Raw genomic sequence first — 22,759 nt, 5'->3', positions numbered from 1 at the left:
GACCGATGTGTCGAAAACGCTTTCGCTAACGATTCGCCCGAACGACCTCGGGCAGGGAGATTCACATGCGCATTGAAACGTCGTTTCTGTTCGATCTCGACGGCACGCTCGTCGACAGCGTCTACCAGCACGTGCTCGCGTGGAAGGAAGCGCTCGATGCGGAAGGCATCGAGCTGTCGGTGTGGCGCATCCATCGCAAGATCGGGATGAGCGGCGGCCTGTTCCTGAACCAGCTGCTGCGCGAGACGGCCGGCGACATCGACGCCGAGCGCGTCGAACGGCTCGCGCGGCTGCATGCGGCCGCGTACCAGCGGCTGCGTGCGCAGGTCCGGCCGCTGCCGGGCGCGCGCGAGCTATTGGCCGCGTTGTCGAACGCGGGCATCCGCTGGGCGATCGCGACGAGCGGGCGGATGGAAACCGCCGCGATCAATCTCGACGCGCTCGGCGTCGATCCCGCGAAGCACGTGGTCGTCACGCGCGACCAGGTCAAGTATGCGAAACCGGATCCCGACCTGTTCCTGACCGCTGCCGCGAAACTGAACGTGCCGATCGAGCATACGGTAGTGATCGGCGACAGCATCTGGGACATGCTCGCCGCGAGCCGCTGCCGCGCGCTGGGCGTCGGGCTGCTGTCGGGCGGTTACGGCAGCGACGAGCTGGAGCGCGCGGGGGCGCTGCGCGTGTACGACGATCCGGCGGATCTGCTGTGGCATCTGGACGAGATTGCGGCGCGGCCGTAGGCCTGACGCATCCCGTTCCATCGCACGCGTTACGGTGTCTGCAGCGTGCCGTCCTTCAGCCGCGTCTGCGTCCAGGTCGTCACCGTGTTTTCGCACGGATATTTCGCCGCCTCGGCTTCATCGATATCCACGCCCAACCCCGGCCTTTCACTGGCGTATACGTGCCCGCTCCGAAACTCGGGAAGACCGGGAAATACATCGAGCAATGCCGCCCTCGGCCCCTTGAGTTCCTGAATCACGAAATTGGGCGGCTCGGTACCGGACCATTCCTGCACACCGAAATTGCGAGATGCGAGATCGATATGAATATTCGCCGCATGCCCGAGCGGCGACATGTCGCCCGGGCCATGCCAAGCCGTTCTGACACCGAACTGCTCAGCGAATATCTGCAACTTGCGGCCGGCGGTAATGCCGCCGATCTGACTCAGATGAACCCGGATGAAGTCGATCAACCGCTCGGTGATCAGGAAGCGCCACTCATAAGGATTGTTGAAAAGCTCGCCTTGCGCGAGCGGTGTAGACGTCTTCTCCCGCAGTTGGCGAATCCATTCGCCCTCTTCCAGCGCGATCGCATCCTCGAGAAAAAACAGGTCGAATTGCTCGAGTTCACGCGCAAAGCGAATGGCCTCGACCGGCTTCAGGCGTTCATGAACATCGTGACACAGCTCGACATCGAAGCCGATCCTGCTGCGGATCCCGTCGAACAGCTTCAGCGTATCGCGCATGTACTGCTTGCTGTCCAGATAGACGCCATCGGCCGCACCGTCCGGCGCGCTCGCCGGCGCCTTGCCGTATCCGCCGCCGCCGTAACCGCCACTCTGGCAGCGGATGTGCGTGATGCCTTGCTCGCGATACTTCTGAATGTTCTCGCACAGCTCGCCCAGGTCGCGTCCGTCCGCATGACGATAGACGGGCACGCCTTCGCGACACTTCCCCCCGAACAGCTGATATAGCGGCATGTTCGCCATCTTGCCCTTGAGGTCCCACAGCGCCATGTCGACGCCCGAAATCGCATTATTCTCGATCGGGCCGTTGCGCCAGTACGCGTTCTGGTGCATCAACTGCCAGAGCTCCTCGATGCCTTCCGCGTCACGTCCGATCAACAGGGGCCGCAAATATGCCTCGATGACGCATTGGACGGCGACGTGTCGGTACGCGAACGTCGCACATCCGAGACCATACAAGCCCGGCTGGTTGGTCTCGATCTTCACGACGATCAGGTTGATGCCTTCCGGCGCGGTCAGGATGACCTTTACGTCTGTAATCGGAGTGGTCATTTCTCGTCTACCAATATCTAATCAATAAATCACGCGATGCAGCACTTCAAGTGCGGCGCAGAGAGACGGTCGGTTCCTCGGCCGAGCGCTGTTCGGAACGGGCCGGAACCGTGATCATCAGAATCACCGACAGCAGCAGTGCAAGCGCCATGAAGATGTACGAAGCCGACGGGCTGCCGGTTGCGCCATTCAGATAGCCGACGACCCACGACCCGAGGAATGCGCCCAGTGCGCCGCTCGAATTGATGATGCCGATCGCACCACCCAGCACGTTGCTGGGGACAAGTTCAGGTACGAGCGCGAAGAACGGTCCGTACGGCGCATACATCGTCGCGCCAGCAATCACGAGCAGCGTGAACGAGATCCAGAAGTGCGATCCGCCGACCAGGAACGACGCCGCGAGCGCAATCGTCCCGATCAGCAGCAGCGGCCAGACGAACAGCTTGCGGTTACGCGTCTTGTCCGACAGCCACGATGCCAGCAGCATGAGGACGATCGCGGCGAGGTACGGAACTGCGGCGAGCCAGCCCACCGACACGATGTCGATCGTCGAGGCCGTCTTGAGAATCGACGGCAGCCACATGATGAAGCCATACACCCCGATGCTCCAGAGCGCATGAATCGCGCAGCATTTCAATACGACAGACGAACGGAATGCGGCCTTGTAGTCGCGAACCGGCGCGATATGAGCCTGCTCGGCTTTCAGGCGTGCATCGAGTTCGGCCTTTTCTTCGTCCGTCATCCATGGCGCGTCGGCCGGTCGATCCTTGACGGTGAACCACCAGACGACGGCCCAGGCGAGCGCGGGCAATCCTTCGATGACGAACATCTCGCGCCATCCGAAGCTGTGCACCAGGTAACCCGACACCACCGACATCCACAACACCGTCACCGGATTACCGAGAATCAGGAATGTATTCGCGCGTGAGCGTTCGGTTCGCGTGAACCAGCGGCTGATGTACATCAGCATCGACGGCATGACGGCGGCCTCGACGATGCCGAGCACGAAACGCAGGACCATCAGCATCGGAATGTTGCTGACCATCCCGGTCGCGGCAGCGCACAGGCCCCACAGGATCAGGCTGAAGAAGATCAATTTCTTCACGCTGTTGCGCTGCGCGTAGATCGCGCCCGGTACCTGGAACAGGCAGTAGCCGAGGAAAAACAGCGAGCCGATCAGCGACGACATCCCGTGTGTGATGCCGAGATCCTTGTCAATGCCGGCGGCCGCGGCGAAGCCGTAGTTCGCACGATCGAGATAGGCGAGGCTATAGGTGATGAAGATGATGGGCATCAGATACCACCATCTCTGGGGGGCTACGGGTTGGGTGCTTTCCATGATGTCTCCGGATAGGTGCGACGCGCGGACGCTTTACGGGTGCGCGCTGCCTTTGGTATGGGTATTGTTCGCGCGGATCTGCTTTTCAAAGGACGGCCAGCCAGCCGCCATCGACATAGATGATCTGGCCGTTCACATAGCTCGACGCCGCCGATGCCAGGTACACCGCCGTACCGACGAGTTCCTCCGGCTTGCCCCAGCGCTGCGTCGGATTGCTGCTCCTGACCCACGCGTCGAACGCCGCGTTCTCGACGAGCGGCTTGTTCATGTCGGTCAGGATGTAACCGGGGCCGATCGCGTTCGCCTGAATGTTCGACGACGCCCATTCGGCGCTCATCGCGCGGGTCAGCATCTTGATCCCGCCCTTGGCGGCCGTGTACGCACCGACCGTCGCACGCGCGGCTTCGCTCGTGAGTGAGCCGATGTTGATGATCTTGCCGCCGGTGCCACGCACGATCATGCGTTGCGCCGCCTGCTTCGCGACGATGAACGCACTCGTCAGATTGGTGTCGATCACCCGTTGCCAATCACCCAGCTCAAGTTCGACAAGTGGTTTGCGAAACTGGATGCCAGCGTTGTTGACGACGATGTCGATCTGCACGCCTGCCGCGTCCCATTGCGAGAACGCCTCGGCGACAGCCTGCTCGTCCGTCACGTCGAACGCGTGACCTTGCGCGTCGAACCCTTTTCGGATGAGTTGGTCGACCGCGGCGGCAACCGTCTCGGGCTGCGTTCCGTTTACGACGACTCGAGCGCCTGCCGTCGCAAGTCCTTCCGCCAGCGCGAAGCCGATACCGCGCGCCGAGCCGGTGACGAGCGCCGTGCGGCCGCGCAGGTCAAATAGTGAAGTCATTTAATCGTACTCCTCTCTATGATGGGAAATCGGGCGCGAGTGTGCCCCTCGCGTCCGTCTCCGGACGCGACGATGCCAACGCGGTCTCCTGTCAGGCTGTCAAACTGTCAGGCGCGCTTGTCGGCAGCGGCCCGATTCAGTGCGGCGCGATCCTCGAAGTCCTGTTCGGCGCGCCTGATGAGCGTGAGCACCGCTTCTTCCGCGGCAGCCTCATCGCCCTTTTCGATTGCGACGCAAAGCGCTTCATGCATCGGCAGCGATCGGGCCGGGCCGCCGGCGATCTCGGAACTGAGCTCGAAGCTCGTTTGCAAGATGGACGACAACGCGTTCTGCATCTGCTGGACGAACTGGTTGTGACAGGCGGTGAGAATCGCGCCGTGAAACGCAAGATCGGCAGGTACATATTCACCATTGCCAGCGACCGCGCGCTCCATCGCCCGGTAAGCACGCCGGATCGCGATGCGGTCCTCGTCGGTCGCACGTTTCGCGGCAAGTCTGGCCGCGTTCGGCTCAATGATCAGGCGCAGTTCCATCAGATCCTGGATCAGCCCCTCATCGACCGTGCCGGCGCGCGCACGCCACGTAATGACGTCGGGATCGAACAATTGCCATTGCGCGCGCGGCAGCACGACCGTGCCGTAGCGCCGGCGCACTTGCAGCATGCCCTTGGCGGACAGCGACTTGACCGTCTCGCGGATGGTGATGCGGCTGACCTGCAACTGTTCGGCCAGTTCGTCTTCGGACGGCAGGACGTCGCCGGGCGCCAGCTGGCCCGAGCAGATCCGCTCACCGATCTGATTCAGTACCTGTCGGTGGAGGGTTGCCATATCGACTCTCTAGATCATACGTATGATGTAGAAAGATAGGCAGGTCGTGCGCCGCTCGCAATCGGGGTTGACCCGGGGCTGACAGATCCTGTGCGGAGCGTCGCTCGCCGTCGTTGCGCGAGATCGTACAGGCGCACGGCTGAACCTCGGCGCTGCGGAAAGGAGAGCCGACGGGGATGGTCGCTCGGATCGTGCCACCTCTTTCGTGATTCACGACGCCCGTGCCGTGCGCAGGCGCTAAACCGCCCACCTGACCGGCATCGTCCGGATCTCCGAACTCGCCTTCGTCGGATTGAGCCGCTTCGGGCATACGTCCGTGCAGTTCATGATCGTCTGGCAACGGAACAGCCGATACGGATCCTCGAGGTTGTCGAGCCGCCCGGCCGTCGCGAAGTCGCGCGGATCCGCGAGCCAGTTCTTGTCATTGATATTCATCGCATCCGAACCGCAGATGCCCGCGCGGCACGCGCGTCGATACGAAGTGCGCGAACCGCGCGCAAACGCCATGCCGATCGAATCGGGTCGCGCGGTATCAATCGTCGTCGACCCGCTTGTCGACCAGATAGCGCCCGCGCTCGACGCCGGCACGCAGTGCCTCGTCCTCGGTCGGCCATTCGGGTCCGGACGGCTCCGGCACGTAGAGCTCGATGCGCGCGCCGTCGACATACACCTGCACCTCATCGTCCCACGCGCCGCGCGCGTTGCGCCGCGCCCATACGCGAATCTCGTGGCCGCGATACGGATCGCGAACCTGTGCGTCCTGTTGATGTTGCATCCTGGCCCCCTGTACTTATCTGCGATGGAGATGCAGAAAATGCGCACCGCATGATCGCCGCGCGCGCCGTCGGCCCCGTGCGCACGCGCCGTGCCCGGTATCGGCAGGCCCGGCACGCGCCTTGCGTCCCGAATGGGTATCGGGTATCGAACCGGCTATCGAACCGGGCATCGAACCGCCCCGGTCCGCCAGACAATAAAGGAGGCCACGATGATCGGCCATATCGAACTCCTCGGACGCCTGCTGCTCGCCGCGCTGCTCGGCAGCGTCATCGGGCTCGAACGCGAGCGGCTCAACTGGGCCGCCGGATTGCGCACGCACATGCTGGTGTGCGTCGGCTCGGCCCTCGTGATGCTCGTTTCCACGTTCGGCTTCGAGGACGTGCGCGGGCAGAACGGCGTCGTGCTCGATCCGTCGCGGGTCGCCGCGCAGGTGGTATCGGGCATCGGCTTTCTCGGCGCCGGCTCGATCCTGCTGCGCGGCGAAGTGGTGCGCGGGCTGACGACGGCAGCGAGCCTGTGGGCGGTGGCCGGCGTCGGTCTCGCCGCGGGTGGCGGCATGTATGTCGCGGCGATCGGTGCAACGGCGATCGTGCTTGCAATCCTCGCGGGCGTGAAACCGCTCGAGCGCCGCTTCATCGCGCAGCGGCAGCAGCGCACGCTGCGGCTCGTCGTCGAACGCGGCGGCCTGACGCTCGGGGTGCTGCACGACACGCTCGGCACCGGCCGCGTGCGCGTGAAGCGGTTCATCGTCCAGCAATCGGATGACGATCCGGACACCGACGACATCTCGGTATCGTTCTCGCGCACGAGTGGCGCGGAATTTGCGGCGATCTGCGCGGCGCTGCAACGCATCGCCGGTGTGCGGACCTGTCATCCCGACACCTCGACAAGGAGTCTCGCGTGACCCCGACCGACCTGCTCTCCTACCTCGTCACCAGCCAGCTCGCTGCGCGCATGCGCGGCGGCGCATGGCTCACGACCAGCCAGGCGGTCGGCGCGATGCGCGCGTGGCTCGCGTGCCACCACGCGGAATGCGGCTGGCTCGACCGGATCAGGATCGCGCATGCGTCCGCGACGATCGCGCAAGGCATCTACGAGATCGCGTGCGCATACGGCGACCCCGACAGCGGCGAACGCGTCCGGCTCGACGCCGATTCGCCGGAACTGCAGGCGCTGCGCGCGCGTTGCGACGTGCTGCTGCAACGCATCGACGGCGACCGGGACGTCGACGCCCGATGATCGTGCCGGTTCGCATGACGCGCGCCGCATTCGCGACCGCGAGCACCGACGCGGCGGTCAATACCTCGCGCCCGGACGATCCGGTTCGACACGGGCTGCTCGAATGCGGACGCAACTGCGACACGATCCGCGATGCAAGCCGTTTCGCGATGCCGGTGGACGGCGACGCATATTTCGCGACGCTGCGCGCCGCGCTGCGCCGGGCACGCCCTTTGCGCGCTGAGCGCCCCTGCCTGATGGAACCTGACGGAGCTTGCCGATGCGAACCGACGAACTCGCCGGAACGGCCCTCGATTACTGGTGCGCGCGCGCGTTGTGCGCGGACGACGAAGACACGCTGTGCTTCACGGCCGTCGAACCGAAGGTCATCGTGACCGCCGCATGCGATGCATTGCGGCGCCTCGACGCGCATTTCGCACCGTCGGCGTCATGGGCCGACGCGGGGGCGGTGCTCGAGCGCGTCGGCGATCTTCGGATCGCGCGCCGCGGCGACGGCGTCGAATGCGACGCGTGCTTCATCGACCGTCCGTCGACCTGTGCGGCCCGTGCGCCGGACATGCGCACCGCATTGCTGCGCGCGTTCGTGCGAGCGCGCTTCGGCGACACGGTCGAGACGCCGCCGTCGTTCGCGCATCGGATCGAACGCGGCGCCCCGGTGCGCTACGACCCCGGTGCGCCGCTTCCCGAGGCGGACGATGATCCGGCTACGGGAGACAGTTCGGATATCCGGTCGATTCCGCGCACGTGAGGCTGCGCCCCATGGGTAGTCCGTTGCGGTCGAATTGCCACGACCGTGCGGCGCACATGTAGAAACGACAACGTCCGACGCGCGGGTTATCCGTACTCGCGCAAAACGTCATTCGTATAGAGGCGCGGTCCCCAAAAAAGGCGCCACGCAATACTCAGCAAGACGAAGACGCCAATCGCAATCGTAAATACCGTCTCGACCCTTATCTTTCCAGCCCCACTGTTATCTAGTTCATAGTCGTCCTCTGGCCAATTCAAAGCGTCGGCTCGCTCGGTCGTCGGATACAGATTGATGGTGATGTTCGGGTTGAGCGCCGGAGCGTCGGCCACTCGTACGACATGCACGTCGGCACAAAATTTGACGGAGATTCGACAACCGCAGGCACCACCCTTCTGGCACCCGTCGAGAATGAGCTTGTAGTTGCCCTGATTCAGGGTCTTTTCAATCTGATTCTTGTAGGTAGAAGCGCCGACTTCCTTCGGGTCGCGCTCCACCAGCATCAGCCCCTGCTCTGCGAGGGTCTTAGGAGAATTTGCTCCGTTCCGGAAGGTTTCGTACTGGACAACAACGTAGTCATTGTTCGCGTCCCGCAACGGCTCCCGGGTCGCTCGATTCATTTTCACCAGCAGTCGCGGCACTAATGCGATAACCACCTTCGCTGTCAACGTTTTACTGACCGAATCGTAGGTGAACTGGCATGTGGTCGGCGCCGTCCCTGCACACATGACAGGTTGACCATCCTCCGTAAGACGCTCGGTTCTCGTCCAACCATACTTTTGATAGGGTGGCGTCTCCCGCATCATCGTTGCCGATTCAACAAAATCGGCCAGCTGCCAGTTACACGGCGCCGGATTCTGCAACTGAATGGGATCAAGCGGGACGCAGATCGACTTCTCGTTTTCGGCGTCGTTCACAGTCAAACCGCCATTGCCTAGCGTTTTCGAACCCGCACCAGATTTCCCACCGAATAGGCCACCGAGAAGCGACGGCGCCGCGACGCCGGTATCGGCCGAAGCATCCGTCACGGACGCAGGAGACGCCGGTGGAACAAAGTTCGGGTTGGTCCGCCACACGTCACATTGCGTCGTATACGGCACGAATGCCGGCGCAAATGCCGCGCCCCCCAGATCCATCTGCGCCGGCCCGGTCTTTTTCAGGCTGCTGGTCTTGAACAACACGCCGCCGCGCGTCCCCATTTCGATGCCGCCTGGCGTCATGCGGAAATACGAGCCGCCTACGTTCAACACGATTTCCTTGGACGACTTGACGTGGAGCACGCCGTTCACCGTCTCGACCGTCATGTCTTCCTGCGACGCAAGCTGCATGCGTCCGCGCTGTGCCTGCAGGACGACTGCGCCCGCCGCCGCAATCAGGCTCATGCCTTTCTGCGTGAACAGCGACACCATGTCGTGCGCGGCCACCGTAAAGCGCTTCCACACGCTCCAGCTCGCATCGCCCCTGGCGATGCCCATGATGTTTTCACCGGCGACGACCTGCACGCTCTTGCCCGCCACCACGCCCGCCGATGCCGGTGCGGTCACCAGCACACTGGACTGCTGAAGCTGGTCGAGCGCCTTGTTCGCGGCTCGCTGATTGGCGATATCGGCCGCTTCGGCCTTCGACGCCTGAGCGGACGATGCCAGTGCTTTCGCCAGCGCCAACGCATCCTCGAGCTGTGCAACGGTTTCCTGCATGTCGAGTTGCTTGCCTGACGCACCGTTTCGCGCATAGGCCGACACCAGGACACCCGCACCGCCCCGCAGCGCGGCAGGCCCATCCGATCTCAGTTCGGCACCGCTCCCCCGCTCGCTCTGGCCGCGGTCTACCATGTGCCCGAGATTGAGTTGCGACTTGCCATGCTCGGTCGCAACCTTGATATGCTCGCGCCCTTCCCTGTCATCCATCTCCAGCGTGTTGTTCGAGCGCGTGCGGATCGTGTTGCGCGTGCCCCAGGGAACACCTGCGACGATCGGATCCGTGTGTTGTGCGGTATGCAGCACGTGGCTGATGAACGGCAAATCCACGCAACCCCACAGGAAGCTCACACCAACCACCGTGCCTTCAACGAGTCCGAAGTGAAAACCGGTGTGGTTCGGCCCCGCGAACGGTTTCGCCAGCCTCATCGGGCAGCTTTGCAGACCCGGCGTCCGCGTGTCGCGATCCAGATGAAGATCGACGATGTATTCGCCCTGGCTATCGAGGTAGGGGCTTTTCCAGCCGCCGGACGACGCGATCGTCCCGGTAATGACCGCATCGATCCGGGGCCAGGTTTCTTCCTTCAATGGCATTCGATACTGGCGATCCGATGGAATCGCATCGAACGTCACGTGATAGGCCTGCCTCCGGCTCGCACCGCACGTCACGCGCACGACGGCGAGCCCGTGCTTCGCATCGGGCAATTCCCGGTTCGATAGCTTCAGCACGGAGCCGGGCGTGAGGTCCAGCATGTCGCACTCGCCGCGATATTCGACCTGACCGGCCAGCGCTGCCTCGCGGCGCAGTTGCGCCTCTTCCTTCGCCTCGTCCTCGCTCTGATTCGGCGCTCCCCAGGTATACGCTTCACCGTACGTCGTGCGGTCGTCGCGAATCGGACTGACCGCCTCGATCGGATCCGAGATCGCCGCTTCCGTGTTGAACGTGCGTACCGCATAGGCCGTCGGCAAGGTCGTCGCGCGCATTTCGAGCGCGCTGACGGACTCGATGCCGCTGGCATCCAGCCCGCTGTGCGGCCGGTACGCGACCGTCAGACGCTCGGGATCGCGGCGGTAGTGCGCATAGTCGTCGCCGAAGCACACCCGCTCGCACCGCTCGCCTTCGTCGCACACGAACCAGATGCCCGAGCGTCGGCACAAGCGCGTGATGAACGCCAGATCGTCCTCGCCCCATTGCATCACGAAGCCGCGTTTGCGGTACGGCCGATTCAACCTGAATTCGAAGTCGGCGAAGATCTTATTGAACTCGTGCTCCCGCAGAATCCGCTCGATGATCTCGGGAATGCTCATGTCGAGGAAGAATCGACACTTTGGCGCATTGCGCAACAGCGCCAGCCGTGATTCCAGCACGATCTCGTACAGTGACTGATCGCGGTTCACAGCCTTCAACGCAAAGCCCGTCACGACACCTTGCACGCGCCGCGCCGCTTCCGGCTGACTCCATCGGTCCTGCGCTGGCGGCTGAATGACGAACGCACCCATCCGTTTCAGGAATTCGCTGCGCGACAGGTCATGACGGAAATGCGTGAACCGGATCGTGTACTTCGTCGGCTCACCGATTCCGCGTGTGCCTTCGAACTCGTACACGTCCGCGAGTGCGGCTGCGGGCGCGCCCTGGATATCCAGGCTGTAAAACTGGTGGATGTCGATACCCGCGCGCGCGGGTATATCGGAAATGGCCGTGCTTTTGGTCAAGGCGCCCCCGTCGAACGTTTTCGGAATATCGCGAGCGATCCTAACCGTCCGGGAGGCAATGCCACCATAGGACTCGTATGATTTTGACGCGAACATTTCACCGGGCTCGGCTCTTGCATACCGCACCTGCAGCGATGGATGCCGCATCCCGCCCGAACGTCGAGATTTTCATCGGTGACTCGACGTCATTGGCAAAAATTTCACGAAGCCGGACCACTCCGCGGCGACGCGAACCCGCGTAAAAATCCCGCGACCGTCCACCTGCCCCATGCAAAAAGCGACCGTCCCGGACCGCCGCGAGCCGCGCGGGGGCTTGCCGCGCCGGATGCATCGCGGCGGGAACGCGCATTGCGGCGAACATGGGCATTGCCGATCCCGCCGCCGCCCATCGACGCCATCCCATGAACGCCACCCCACCCTTCGCCCCGCACCTCTATTTCTGCGACGCCCGCCTCATCGGCCCGCTCGACGCGTGGCCCGACACGTTCGCGCACATCGCGGGCATGGGCTTCGACCATGTACTGATCGGCGGCTTCTGGGCCGCCAGCGTCGCGGGCTTTCCGCGTCACGTCGCCGACTTCCACCGGCCGGCCGCAACGTTCGCGACGCGCGCCGGCGCGCTCGAGACGTTCTCGCGGCTCGCGCAGCTCGCGCACGGTCACGGGCTGCGCGTGCTGCTCGAAGTCGTGCCGGACCGCATCGCCCGCGACAATCCGCTGCGCGCCGAGCATCCGGACTGGTACGTCGAGCGCGCGCACGACGACGCGCTGATCGATCCGCGCAGCGCCGCACATGAAACGGATGTCGCGCATGCGCAGATCGGCGAGGACGCGACGCACGACGCGCTCGCCGCCTGGTGGTGCAAGCACCTGGCCACGTTCGCGGACGCCGGCGCGGCCGGCTTCCTGATCGACGCGCCGCACCGCCTGCCGGCCGCGTGGTGGCCCGGCTGGCGCGCGGCGCTGCGCCGCGCGCGCCCGGACGTCGCGGTGCTGGCCGGCGTGCCCGGCCATGCGCGCGACGCGCTCGCGCAGCTCGAGGCGGCCGGCTTCGACGCGGTGTTCTCGTCGGTACGCTGGTGGGACCTGCACGCGCCCTGGTTCGTCGACGAACACCGGTTGCTGCGCCGCATCGGCTCGCCGATCGCGTTTCCGGACGCGTTCGACGGCCCGCGTCTCGCCGACGGCTGGCGCATGGCGCCGGACGAAACGGTCGCCCGCGCATACCACCGTGCATTGTGGACCGCGGCATCGGTCGGCACCGGCTGGCTCGTGCCGATGGGCTTCGAGCGCGGCGTCGCGCTGCCGCTGATGGCACGCGACGCTAACGCCGCGCGCTACCGCGCCGCGTTCGACGGTGCGCGCTTCGACCTGTCCGGCGCGATTGCCGATGCGAATGCGTGGCGCCGCGCGACACCGCTTGCGGCCGAGCGCGGCGAGATCGCGCAGCTGAGCGCGCCCGGCGCGGCCGCGACCGCGCTGCTGCGCGGCATGGGCCCGTCGCTCGAACACGACGACACCGCGCTGCTGATCGCGCTGAATCCCGCGCTCGATACGCCGGCGCGCGTCGATCCCGCGACGATCCTGCCCGGCGTGCCGGGCGGCTTCACGCACGTCGCGACGCCGGACGGCACGCACAAGCGCGCGCCGGCCGCGCTGGAAGCCTTCACGCTCGAGCCCGGCGGCTATGCGCTGCTCGATGCGTGGCGCGCGCCGCCCGCGACCACGCACGCCGATGCGGCACGCGAGCGCACCGCGCTGTCTGCCGCACGCTCGGCCGACCGGATCGCGATCGAGCGCGTCGAGCCGGCGGTCGACGGCGGCCGCTTCGCGATCAAGCGCGTGATCGGCGAAACACTGGTTGTACACGCATCGATCTTCACCGATGGCCACGCGCATCTCGCGGCCGCGCTGCAATGGCGCGCGGACGACGAAGACGACTGGCGGGAAGCGCCGTTCGTCGTCGAACCGAACGACCGCTGGCACGCGCGCATCGCGCTCGACCGGCTCGGCCGCCACGCGTTCCGCGTGATCGCATGGCGCGACGACTGGGCGTCGCTCGTCACCGACGTCGCGAAGAAGCGCGCGGCCGGCCAGGACGTGACGCTGGAGGTACGCGAAGCGCAACTGCTGCTCGCGACCGCGCTGAAGCTCGCCGAGCCGGCCGATCCGCGCGCGCGCGCGCACATGGAACGGCTGGCCGCCGATTTCAAGGACGCGTCGCCCGACGACCGCCTCGCGCTGCTCGGCGCGCCGGCACTCGCCGACGCGTATGCGGCGCTGCGCTACCGGCCGTTCGTCACGCACGATGAAACCGTCTACCCGGTCGAGGTCGAACGCCGCGCCGCGCGCTTCTCGAGCTGGTACGAGATGTTCCCGCGCTCGGCGAGCAACGACCCGCACCGGCACGGCACGTTCGACGACGTGATCGCGCAACTGCCGCGCATCCGCGACATGGGTTTCGACGTGCTGTATTTCCCGCCGATCCACCCGATCGGCACGACCGCGCGCAAGGGCCGCAACAACACGCTGAAGGCCGGCGCCGACGACGTCGGCAGCCCGTACGCGATCGGCTCGCCCGACGGCGGCCACACGGCCGTGCATCCGCAGCTCGGCACGCTCGCGTCGTTCCGCGCGCTGGTCGATGCGGCACACGCGCAGGGGCTCGAGATCGCGCTGGATTTCGCGATCCAGTGCTCGCCCGACCATCCGTGGCTCGCCGCGCACCCGGGCTGGTTCGCATGGCGGCCCGACGGCTCGCTGCGCTATGCGGAGAACCCGCCGAAGCGCTACCAGGACATCGTGAACCCCGACTTCTACGCACCGGACGCGCTGCCCGGCCTGTGGCTCGCGCTGCGCGACGCGGTGCTGTTCTGGGTCGATGCCGGCGTGCGGATCTTCCGCGTCGACAATCCGCACACGAAGCCGCTGCCGTTCTGGGCGTGGATGATCGCCGACGTGCGCGGCAGGCATCCGGACGTCGTGTTCCTGTCGGAGGCGTTCACGCGGCCGGGCATGATGTACCGGCTCGCGAAGATCGGCTTCTCGCAGTCGTACACGTATTTCACGTGGCGCGAGACGAAGCGCGAATTCATCGACTATTTGACCGAGCTTGCGGCCGGCCCCGCGCGCGAGTTCTTCCGGCCGAACTTCTTCGTGAACACGCCCGACATCAATCCGCGCCATCTGCAGAACGCGCCGCGCTCGCAGTTCGTGATCCGCGCGGCGCTGGCGGCGACGCTCGCCGGGTCGTGGGGCCTGTACTCGGGCTTCGAGATCGGCGAATCGGCGCCGCTGCCCGACAGCGAGGAATACGCGGACGCGGAGAAATACGAGCTGCGCGTGCGCGACTGGAACAAGGCCGCGCACATCGGCGCCGAAGTCGCGCGACTGAACCGCGCGCGGCGCGACCATCCGGCGCTGCAGACGCACCTCGGCCTCACGTTCGTCGACGCGGACAACGACCAGGTGCTCGTGTTCGTGAAGGCGACGCCCGCGCACGACAACGTCGTCGCGGTCGCGATCAGCCTCGACCCGTGGCATCCGCAGGCCGCGAACTTCACGCTCGACGCATCGCTGTGGCGCGGCTTCGGGCTCGTCGACGGCGAACCGCTCGACGCGCTCGAACAGGACGCCGCGCATGCCGAAACCTGGCGCGGGCATCGCCAGTACGTATCGCTCGACCCGCACGTGCGGCCGTATGCGATCTGGCGGCTCGCGCCGTCTCCCAGCGCCGCGCGAGCCGCGGCGCCCGACCCGGGCGTTGCCCGGGGCCCTTCCGGAGCACACGCATGATGAAACGCGAAGACTCCCTCGACGACGTGCGACGCGCGCAGTTCCCGTCGCTCGCACCGGCCGGCACGCCGCGCCGGCGCCGTTCACGGCGCCGTGCGCCCGCACTCTGCGCGGACGATCCGCTGTGGTACAAGGACGCGATCATCTACCAGGTGCACGTGAAGTCGTTCTACGACTCGAACAACGACGGGATCGGCGACTTCCCGGGCCTGATCATGAAGCTCGACTACATCGCCGAGCTCGGTGTCGACACGATCTGGCTGCTGCCGTTCTACCCGTCGCCGCGCCGCGACGACGGCTACGACATCGCCGACTACCGCGACGTGCATCCCGACTACGGCACGCTCGCCGACGTGCGCCGCTTCATCCGCGAAGCGCACGCGCGCGGGATCCGCGTGATCACCGAGCTCGTGATCAACCACACGTCGGACCAGCATCCGTGGTTCCAGCGCGCGCGGCGCGCGAAGCCCGGCTCGATGCATCGCGACTACTACGTGTGGTCCGACACCGACACGAGATACGCGGGCACGCGGATCATCTTCCTCGATACGGAAACGTCGAACTGGACGCACGACCCCATCGCCGGCCAGTACTACTGGCACCGCTTCTACTCGCACCAGCCGGACCTGAACTTCGACAACCCGGCCGTCGTGCGCGAGGTGATCCAGGTGATGCGCTTCTGGCTCGATCTCGGCATCGACGGGCTGCGGCTCGACGCGGTGCCGTACCTGGTCGAGCGCGAAGGCACCAACAACGAGAACCTGCCCGAGACGCACGCGATCCTGAAGAAGATCCGCGCGACGATCGACGCCGAGTATCCGAACCGGATGCTGCTCGCGGAAGCGAACCAGTGGCCGGAGGACGTGCAGGAATACTTCGGCGACGAGAACGAATGCCACATGGCGTTCCACTTCCCGCTGATGCCGCGCATCTACATGTCGATCGCGAGCGAGGACCGCTTCCCGATCGTCGACATCATGCGGCAGACGCCCGCGCTCGCGCCGAGCAACCAGTGGGCCGTGTTCCTGCGCAACCACGACGAGCTCACGCTCGAGATGGTGACCGACTCGGAGCGCGACCTGCTGTGGCAGACCTACGCGTCCGACCGGCGCGCGCGGATCAATCTCGGGATCCGCCGCCGCCTCGCGCCGCTGATGGAGCGCGACCGGCGCCGCATCGAGCTGATCAACTCGCTGCTGCTGTCGATGCCCGGCACACCGGTGATCTACTACGGCGACGAACTCGGGATGGGCGACAACATCCACCTGGGCGACCGCGACGGCGTGCGCACGCCGATGCAATGGTCGTCGGACCGCAACGGCGGCTTCTCCCGCGTGGACCCGGAACTGCTGGTGCTGCCGCCCGTGATGGGCTCGCTGTACGGCTATGACGCGATCAACGTCGAAGCGCAGACGCGCGACCCGCATTCGCTGCTGAACTGGACGCGCCGGATCCTGTCCACGCGCCGCGCGACGCAGTCGTTCGGGCGCGGCACGATCCGCTTCCTGCGTCCGGAGAACCGCAAGGTGCTTGCATACCTGCGCGAACTCGAAGGCCACGAGACGGTGCTGTGCGTCGCGAACCTGTCGCGCGCGTCGCAGGCGGTCGAGCTCGACCTGTCCGAATTCGCGGGCCGCGTGCCGATCGAGATGACGTCCGACTCGGCGTTTCCGCCGATCGGGCAGCTCACGTACCTGCTCACCTTTCCGCCGTACGGGTTCCTGTGGTTCGTGCTGTCCGAGCACGGCCGCGAGCCGTCGTGGCGGCAGCCGCACGCGGAGCCGCTGCCCGAACTCGTGACGATCGTGATGCGGCGCGGCGACGTGCGGCCGGACGTCGGGCAGCTTCATACGCTCGCGCACGATGCGCTCGCGTCGTGGCTCGCGCGGCGGCGCTGGTTCGCATCGAAGGATCGCGCGATCGGCGACGCGTGGCTGAACATCGTCACGCCGATGCCGGACGAACCGTTCCAGTACGCGGAGGCCTGGGTGTCCGCAAGCGACGGCGGCGTCGAACGCTACGTCGTGCCGCTGGCCGCCGCGTGGGGCGGCGAGACGTCGCATCCGCTGTTCGCGCAGCTCGCGCTCGCGCGCGTGCGGCGTGGCCATACGGTCGGCTACCTGACCGACGCGTTCGCGCTGCCGTCGTTCGCGCGCGGGATGCTGCGCAAGCTGCGCGACGGCGCGACCGTGCCGACGTCCGACGGCGGCCGCCTGGACTTCCTGCCCGAGTTCGCGCTCGCCGGGCTCGATCCCGGCGACGACGCCGAGGTGCGCTGGCTCGCGGCCGAGCAGAGCAACAGCTCGCTCGTGATCGGCGACGCGATCGTGCTGAAGCTGGTGCGCAAGGTCGCGCACGGCATCCACCCGGAAGCGGAGATGAGCCGCCACCTGACGCGGATCGGCTATGCGAACACCGCGACGCTCGCGGGCGAAGTCGTGCACGTCGATCCGGACGGCACGCCGCATACGGTCGCGATCCTGCAGCGCTACGTCGACAACCAGGGCGACGCGTGGACGCGCTCGTTCGACTTCCTGAGGCGCGCGGTCGACGAGCTCGCGCTGCCCGCCGTCGACGATGGCGAAGCGGCCGAGCCCGACGAGGAACCGGATGCGCTGCTCGGCTACGCGGCGTTCGCGGGGATCGTCGGCACGCGGCTCGGCCAGCTACACGTCGCGCTCGCGCAGCCGTCCGACGACCCGGCATTCACGCCGGAGCGCGCGACGCCGGACTACGTCGACCACTGGTGCATCGACGCGATCGCATCGTTCGAGCAGGCGCTCGACGTGCTGGCCACGCGGCTCGATGCGCTCGACCCGACCGAGCGCGCCGCGGCCGATACGCTGCTCGCGTCGCGCGAAGCGGCCGTGCAGGCTCTCGGCGAACTGGTGCCGCGCACGCTCGACGCGCGATGCATCCGCATTCACGGCGACTTCCATCTCGGCCAGGTGCTCGACGTGCAGGGCGACGCGCTGCTGATCGACTTCGAGGGCGAGCCTGCGCGTGCGCTGGAGCGGCGCCGCGCGAAGTCGCATCCGCTGCGCGACGTGGCCGGCTTCCTGCGCTCGCTGTCGTACGTGAGCGCGACCGCGCAATTCGCGATCGAGAAGGCGCCGCCGCAGGCGGAGCGCCGCAAGCGCGCGCTATACGACCGGTTCGGGCAGGCCGCCGCCGATCGCTTCGTCGAATGCTATCGCGCGGCCACCGACCACGCGCCCGAACGCTTCGTCGACCCGCGCTATGCGGACCGCCTGCTCGCGCTGTTCCTGATCGACAAGGCGTCGTACGAGCTGTGCTACGAAGCCGCGAACCGCCCCGACTGGCTCGGCGTGCCGGTGGGCGGGCTCGCCGCGCTCGTCGAACGCCTGCTCGATGCCGACGGCGCTTCCGACAACGGAGACCCCCGATGACCGATACGCTGTTCGACCGCCGCGATATCGATGCGCTGCTCGCCGGCCGCCATCCGGACCCGTTCGCGTGCCTCGGCCCGCACGGGCATGCGGGCGCGACCGTCGTGCGCGCGCTGCTGCCCGGTGCGCGGCGCGTGCGCGCGGTGACGCCCGACGGCGACGAGCTCGGCACGCTCGCGTGCATCGACGATGCCGGCTGCTTTGCAGGAACGATCGCGCACGACGGCCACTACCGGCTGGCCATCGACTGGCCCGACGCGCGCCAGGTGACCGACGACGCGTATGCGTTCGGCCTGCTGCTCGACGACGCGGCGCTCGCGCGTTTCTCGGCCGGCGACCCGGCCGCCGTGCTCGACTGCCTGGGCGCCACGCCCGCGCGCGTCAACGGGATCGACGGCGTGCGGTTCGCGGTATGGGCGCCGAACGCGCAGCGCGTGTCGGTGGTCGGCGCCTTCAACACCTGGGACGGCCGCCGTCACCCGATGCGGCTGCGGCGGCCGTGGGGCGTATGGGAGCTGTTCGTGCCGGGCATCGGCGCCGGCGAGCACTACAAGTACGAGCTGTGCGCGGCCGACGGGCACGTGCTGCCGCACAAGGCCGATCCGTGTGCGCGCGCGACCGAGGCGCCACCCGGCACCGCATCCGTCGTCGCCGATACGGCGGCGCTCGACGGATTCGCATGGCACGACGACGGCTGGCTGCACGCGCGGCCGCACGCGGACCGCCGCTTTCGCATCCCGTGGTCGATCTATGAAGTGCATCCCGAATCGTGGCAGCGCGTGCCCGAGGAAATGGATCGCAGCGCGACCTGGGACGAACTCGCCGAGCGGCTGATCCCGTATGTGCGCGGGATGGGCTTCACCCATGTCGAATTCATGCCGATTTCCGAGTACCCGTTCGGCGGCTCGTGGGGCTACCAGCCGCTCGCGCAGTTCGCGCCGTCCGCGCGCTTCGGGCCGGTCGACGGCTTCGCGCGCTTCGTCGACCGCGCGCATGCGGCCGGCATCGGCGTGATCGTCGACTGGGTACCCGCGCACTTTCCGAACGACCCGCACGGCCTCGCGCAGTTCGACGGCAGCGCGCTATACGAGCATGCCGATCCACGCGAAGGCATGCACCCGGACTGGAACACCTGCGTGTTCAATCTCGGGCGCAACGAAGTCGGCGCGTTCCTCGTCGCGTCGGCGCTCGCGTGGGCGCGCCGCTATCACGTCGACGGGATTCGCGTCGACGCGGTCGCGTCGATGCTGTACCGCGACTATTCGCGCAAGGAAGGCGAATGGGTGCCGAACATCCACGGCGGGCGCGAGAACCTCGAATCGGTCGCGTTCCTGCGCGCGCTGAACGATACGCTGCACGGTGCGCTCGCGCCGGCCGGCGTCGTCACCTTCGCGGAGGAATCGACCGCATGGCCGGGCGTCACCGCATCGACCGTCGACGGCGGGCTCGGCTTCGACTTCAAGTGGAACATGGGGTGGATGCACGACACGCTCGCCTATCTGCGCGAGGATCCGATCCATCGCCGCTATCACCACGACCGGATGACGTTCGGGCTCGTCTATGCGTTCTCCGAGCGCTTCGTGCTGCCACTGTCGCACGACGAGGTCGTGCACGGCAAGGGTTCCCTCGCCGCGAAGATACCCGGCGACGCCTGGCAGCGGCTCGCGACGCTGCGCGCGTACTTCGGCTTCATGTGGGCGCATCCGGGCAAGAAGCTGCTGTTCATGGGCAGCGAATTCGCGCAATGGGCCGAATTCGCGCACGACGCGACACCGCACTGGGACCTGCTCGACGCCCCCGCGCATCGCGGCGTGCAGCGGCTCGTGCGCGACCTGAACCGCGCGTATGCGGCCGAGCCGGCGCTGCATGCGCTCGACTGCCACGCGGCCGGCTTCGCGTGGCTGATCGGCGACGATCGCGACAACAGCGTGTTCGCGTTCGCGCGCCGCGACGAGTCCGGGCGCCTCGTCGTCGCGATCTGCAACTTCACGCCGGTGCCGCGCGCCGGCTATCGCGTCGGGCTGCCCGCGCCCGGGCAGTGGCGCGAACGGATGAACACCGATGCCGCCGTGTACGGCGGCACGAATGCCGGCAACGACGGCGCCGTGTGGGCGGAAGACATCCCCGCGCACGGCGAGTCGTGGTCGGCCGCGTTGCGCCTGCCGCCGCTCGCCACCGTCTGGCTGAGCCCGGCCTGACACCCGGCGCCCTCGACACGGAGACGATCCCCATGCCGACCGCCCTGCCTGCCCGTCTCCAACCCGGCCGCTGCTATCCGCTCGGCGCGGCCTGGGACGGTCTCGGCACCAATTTCGCGGTGTTTTCCGCGCACGCGCAGCGCATCCAGCTGTGCGTGTTCGACCCGACCGGGCGCAAGGAGCTCGCGCGGCTCGACCTGCCTGAATGCACCGACGAGGTGTGGCACGGCTACCTGCCGAACGCGCATCCGGGCACCGTGTACGGTTTTCGCGCGGATGGCCCGTACCAGCCGCAGCACGGCCATCGCTTCAATCCGACCAAGCTGCTGCTCGATCCGTACGCGCGCAAGCTGGTCGGCAACTTCCGCTGGTCCGATGCGCTGTTCGGCTATCGCGTGCATTCGAACCGCGCGGATCTGTCGATGGACCGCCGCGACTCGGCGCCCGCGATGCCGAAGGCCGTGGTCGTCGACGAGGCGTTCGACTGGCGCACCGACCGGCGCCCGGACGTGCCGTGGCGCAGCACCGTCATCTACGAGGCTCACGTGCGCGGCGCCTCGATGCGCCGCGCGGGGCTGCGCGCGCCGGAACGCGGCACGTTCGCGTCGCTCGCGCATCCGGCGTTCATCGATCACCTGCTGTCGATCGGCGTGACGACGGTCGAGCTGCTGCCGGTGCATGCGTTCCTGCAGCAGCGCGCGCTCGTGAACCGGGGCCTGCGCAACTACTGGGGCTACGACACGGCCGCGTTCTTCGCGCCGGAGCCGTCGTACCTGACGACGCGGCGGCTCGACGAGATGCGCATTGCGATCCGCCAGCTGCATGCGGCCGGCATCGAGGTCGTGCTCGACGTCGTCTACAACCATACGTGCGAAGGCAACGAGCTCGGCCCGACGCTGTCGTGGCGCGGCCTCGACAACGCGAGCTACTACCGGCTGCGGCCGGACGATCCGCGCTACCACGTCGACGAGACCGGCTGCGGCAACACGCTGAACCTGTCGCATCCGCGCGTGGTGCAGATGGTGATGGATTCGTTGCGCTACTGGGCGAGCGCGTTCAACATCGACGGCTTTCGTTTCGACCTCGGCGTGACGCTCGGCCGCGAGGATCACGGTTTCGAACCCGGCGCCGGGTTCTTCGACGCGTTGCGGCAGGACCCGGTGCTCGCGCAGCGCAAGCTGATCACCGAACCGTGGGATCTCGGCCCCGGCGGCTATCAGCTGGGCCGCCATCCGCCCGGCTTCGCCGAATGGAACGACCGCTTTCGCGACACCGTGCGGCGCTTCTGGCGCGGCGACGCCGGCCAGCGCCCGGAACTCGCCGCGCGGCTCGCGGGCTCGGCCGACCTGTTCAACCACCAGCGGCGGCGCACGTGGGCGTCGGTCAATTTCGTCACCGCGCACGACGGTTTCACGCTCGCCGATCTCGTGTCGTATGCGCACAAGCACAACGACGCGAACGGCGAGGACAACCACGACGGCCGCGACGACAACTGCAGCGCGAACTGGGGCGCCGAAGGCGCCACCGACGATGCGTCGATCCGCGACCTGCGCGCGCGGGTCGCACGCTCGATGCTCGCGACGCTGTTTACCGCGCTCGGCACGCCGATGATCGTGGCCGGCGACGAATTCGGCCGGACGCAGCACGGCAACAACAACGCCTATTGCCAGGATAACGAACTGTCATGGCTCGACTGGGACCTCGCGCGCAGCGACGAAGGCGTGCAGATGATGCGCTTCGTGTCGCGGCTCGCCGCGCTGCGGCGCATGTACACGGTGATGTCGGCGCCGCACTATCCGTCCGGCGACCGCGACGGCGCACCGGGCATGCACGAGATCGACTGGTTCGACGAGCGCGGCGACCCGCTGACCGTGCCCGCGTGGGAAGACGGCGAACGGCGCGCGCTGACGATGCGGCGCGTCGGCACCGGCCGCACCGGGCGCACCGAGGCGTTGCTCGTGATGCTGAATGCGTCGACCCACACGATCCGGTTCAAGCCGCCGGCACCCGTGCTCGACTACCGCGTGCTGCTCGATACCGCGACGCCCGACGCCGGCCCGCGCGCCTGGCCGGATGCCGGCCTCGACGTCGTCGCGCACGCAGCCGTGATCGCGGTCGCGGCCGTGCCACCCGCCCAGCCCTCGTGAGGA

The 22,759-nt window shown here is 67.0% G+C and carries 14 protein-coding genes and 2 pseudogenes; 9 read left to right on the top strand and 7 right to left on the bottom strand.

Features of this window, described 5'->3' with window-relative positions; translation table 11 throughout:
* Positions 1-65 precede the first annotated feature (65 nt).
* Positions 66-740, top strand: a complete 675-nt coding sequence (locus tag AC1Z3W_RS16465; RefSeq protein WP_175825213.1) for an HAD family hydrolase — start codon at positions 66-68, stop codon at positions 738-740.
* Positions 741-769: 29 nt separating this feature from the next.
* Here AC1Z3W_RS16465 and AC1Z3W_RS16460 read toward each other — a convergent pair whose 3' ends face one another.
* From AC1Z3W_RS16460 to AC1Z3W_RS16435, 6 genes and pseudogenes are all read right to left on the bottom strand, one after another.
* Positions 770-2,017, bottom strand: coding sequence for an enolase C-terminal domain-like protein (locus AC1Z3W_RS16460; protein WP_483508010.1), 1,248 nt, complete (start codon positions 2,015-2,017; stop codon positions 770-772).
* Between the two features lie 46 nt (positions 2,018-2,063).
* Complete coding sequence (locus AC1Z3W_RS16455) at positions 2,064-3,356, bottom strand: MFS transporter (RefSeq protein ID WP_483508009.1); 1,293 nt, start codon at positions 3,354-3,356, stop codon at positions 2,064-2,066.
* A gap of 85 nt (positions 3,357-3,441) precedes the next feature.
* A complete protein-coding gene (locus tag AC1Z3W_RS16450; protein WP_483508008.1) occupies positions 3,442-4,209 on the bottom strand; it encodes an SDR family oxidoreductase in 768 nt (255 codons plus the stop codon).
* Between the two features lie 107 nt (positions 4,210-4,316).
* Positions 4,317-5,036: a FadR/GntR family transcriptional regulator gene (locus tag AC1Z3W_RS16445; RefSeq protein ID WP_483508007.1), complete on the bottom strand. Its 720-nt coding sequence runs from the start codon at positions 5,034-5,036 to the stop codon at positions 4,317-4,319.
* Positions 5,037-5,273: 237 nt separating this feature from the next.
* Positions 5,274-5,450, bottom strand: a pseudogene (gene sdhB / locus AC1Z3W_RS16440) (succinate dehydrogenase iron-sulfur subunit); the annotation flags it as partial.
* 118 nt (positions 5,451-5,568) lie between these two features.
* Entirely contained in the window at positions 5,569-5,811 is a 243-nt protein-coding gene (locus AC1Z3W_RS16435) for a DUF6566 family protein (protein ID WP_483508005.1), read from the bottom strand.
* A gap of 210 nt (positions 5,812-6,021) precedes the next feature.
* Between AC1Z3W_RS16435 and AC1Z3W_RS16430 the strand changes: the two genes are divergently transcribed.
* The 4 genes and pseudogenes from AC1Z3W_RS16430 to AC1Z3W_RS16415 all read left to right on the top strand — a co-directional run bounded on the left by AC1Z3W_RS16430 (position 6,022) and on the right by AC1Z3W_RS16415 (position 7,800).
* Entirely contained in the window at positions 6,022-6,717 is a 696-nt protein-coding gene (locus AC1Z3W_RS16430; RefSeq protein ID WP_057927037.1) for an MgtC/SapB family protein, read from the top strand.
* The gene (locus AC1Z3W_RS16425; protein WP_057927038.1) at positions 6,714-7,052 is read left to right on the top strand and encodes a hypothetical protein; all 339 of its coding nucleotides are present in this window, start codon (positions 6,714-6,716) and stop codon (positions 7,050-7,052) included. The genes AC1Z3W_RS16430 and AC1Z3W_RS16425 overlap by 4 nt, the downstream gene beginning before the upstream one ends.
* Positions 7,049-7,261 (top strand): annotated as a pseudogene (locus AC1Z3W_RS16420) (hypothetical protein); the annotation flags it as partial. The gene AC1Z3W_RS16425 and the pseudogene AC1Z3W_RS16420, both read left to right, overlap by 4 nt.
* A gap of 50 nt (positions 7,262-7,311) precedes the next feature.
* Positions 7,312-7,800 (top strand): phage protein NinX family protein, encoded by a 489-nt coding sequence (locus tag AC1Z3W_RS16415; protein WP_483508004.1) that lies wholly within the window; start codon positions 7,312-7,314, stop codon positions 7,798-7,800.
* An 86-nt stretch (positions 7,801-7,886) separates the two neighbouring features.
* Here the strand turns inward: AC1Z3W_RS16415 and AC1Z3W_RS16410 are convergent, their stop codons facing one another.
* Complete coding sequence (locus AC1Z3W_RS16410; RefSeq protein WP_483508003.1) at positions 7,887-11,207, bottom strand: type VI secretion system Vgr family protein; 3,321 nt, start codon at positions 11,205-11,207, stop codon at positions 7,887-7,889.
* 401 nt (positions 11,208-11,608) lie between these two features.
* Between AC1Z3W_RS16410 and AC1Z3W_RS16405 the strand changes: the two genes are divergently transcribed.
* From AC1Z3W_RS16405 to glgX, 4 genes are read left to right on the top strand one after another with little or no spacing between them, the layout of a single operon-like run.
* Positions 11,609-15,001: a maltotransferase domain-containing protein gene (locus AC1Z3W_RS16405; protein WP_483508001.1), complete on the top strand. Its 3,393-nt coding sequence runs from the start codon at positions 11,609-11,611 to the stop codon at positions 14,999-15,001.
* Positions 15,001-18,411 (top strand): maltose alpha-D-glucosyltransferase, encoded by a 3,411-nt coding sequence (gene treS, locus AC1Z3W_RS16400; RefSeq protein ID WP_483508321.1) that lies wholly within the window; start codon positions 15,001-15,003, stop codon positions 18,409-18,411. Before AC1Z3W_RS16405 ends, treS begins: the two co-directional genes overlap by 1 nt.
* The gene (gene glgB, locus AC1Z3W_RS16395; protein ID WP_483508000.1) at positions 18,408-20,609 is read left to right on the top strand and encodes a 1,4-alpha-glucan branching protein GlgB; all 2,202 of its coding nucleotides are present in this window, start codon (positions 18,408-18,410) and stop codon (positions 20,607-20,609) included. The genes treS and glgB overlap by 4 nt, the downstream gene beginning before the upstream one ends.
* Positions 20,610-20,641: 32 nt before the next feature.
* Positions 20,642-22,756 (top strand): glycogen debranching protein GlgX, encoded by a 2,115-nt coding sequence (gene glgX / locus AC1Z3W_RS16390; RefSeq protein WP_483507999.1) that lies wholly within the window; start codon positions 20,642-20,644, stop codon positions 22,754-22,756.
* Positions 22,757-22,759 lie beyond the last annotated feature (3 nt).

Source organism: Burkholderia sp. 10_S31 (assembly GCF_056930375.1).
This window is presented reverse-complemented; position numbering and strand designations above follow the sequence as displayed.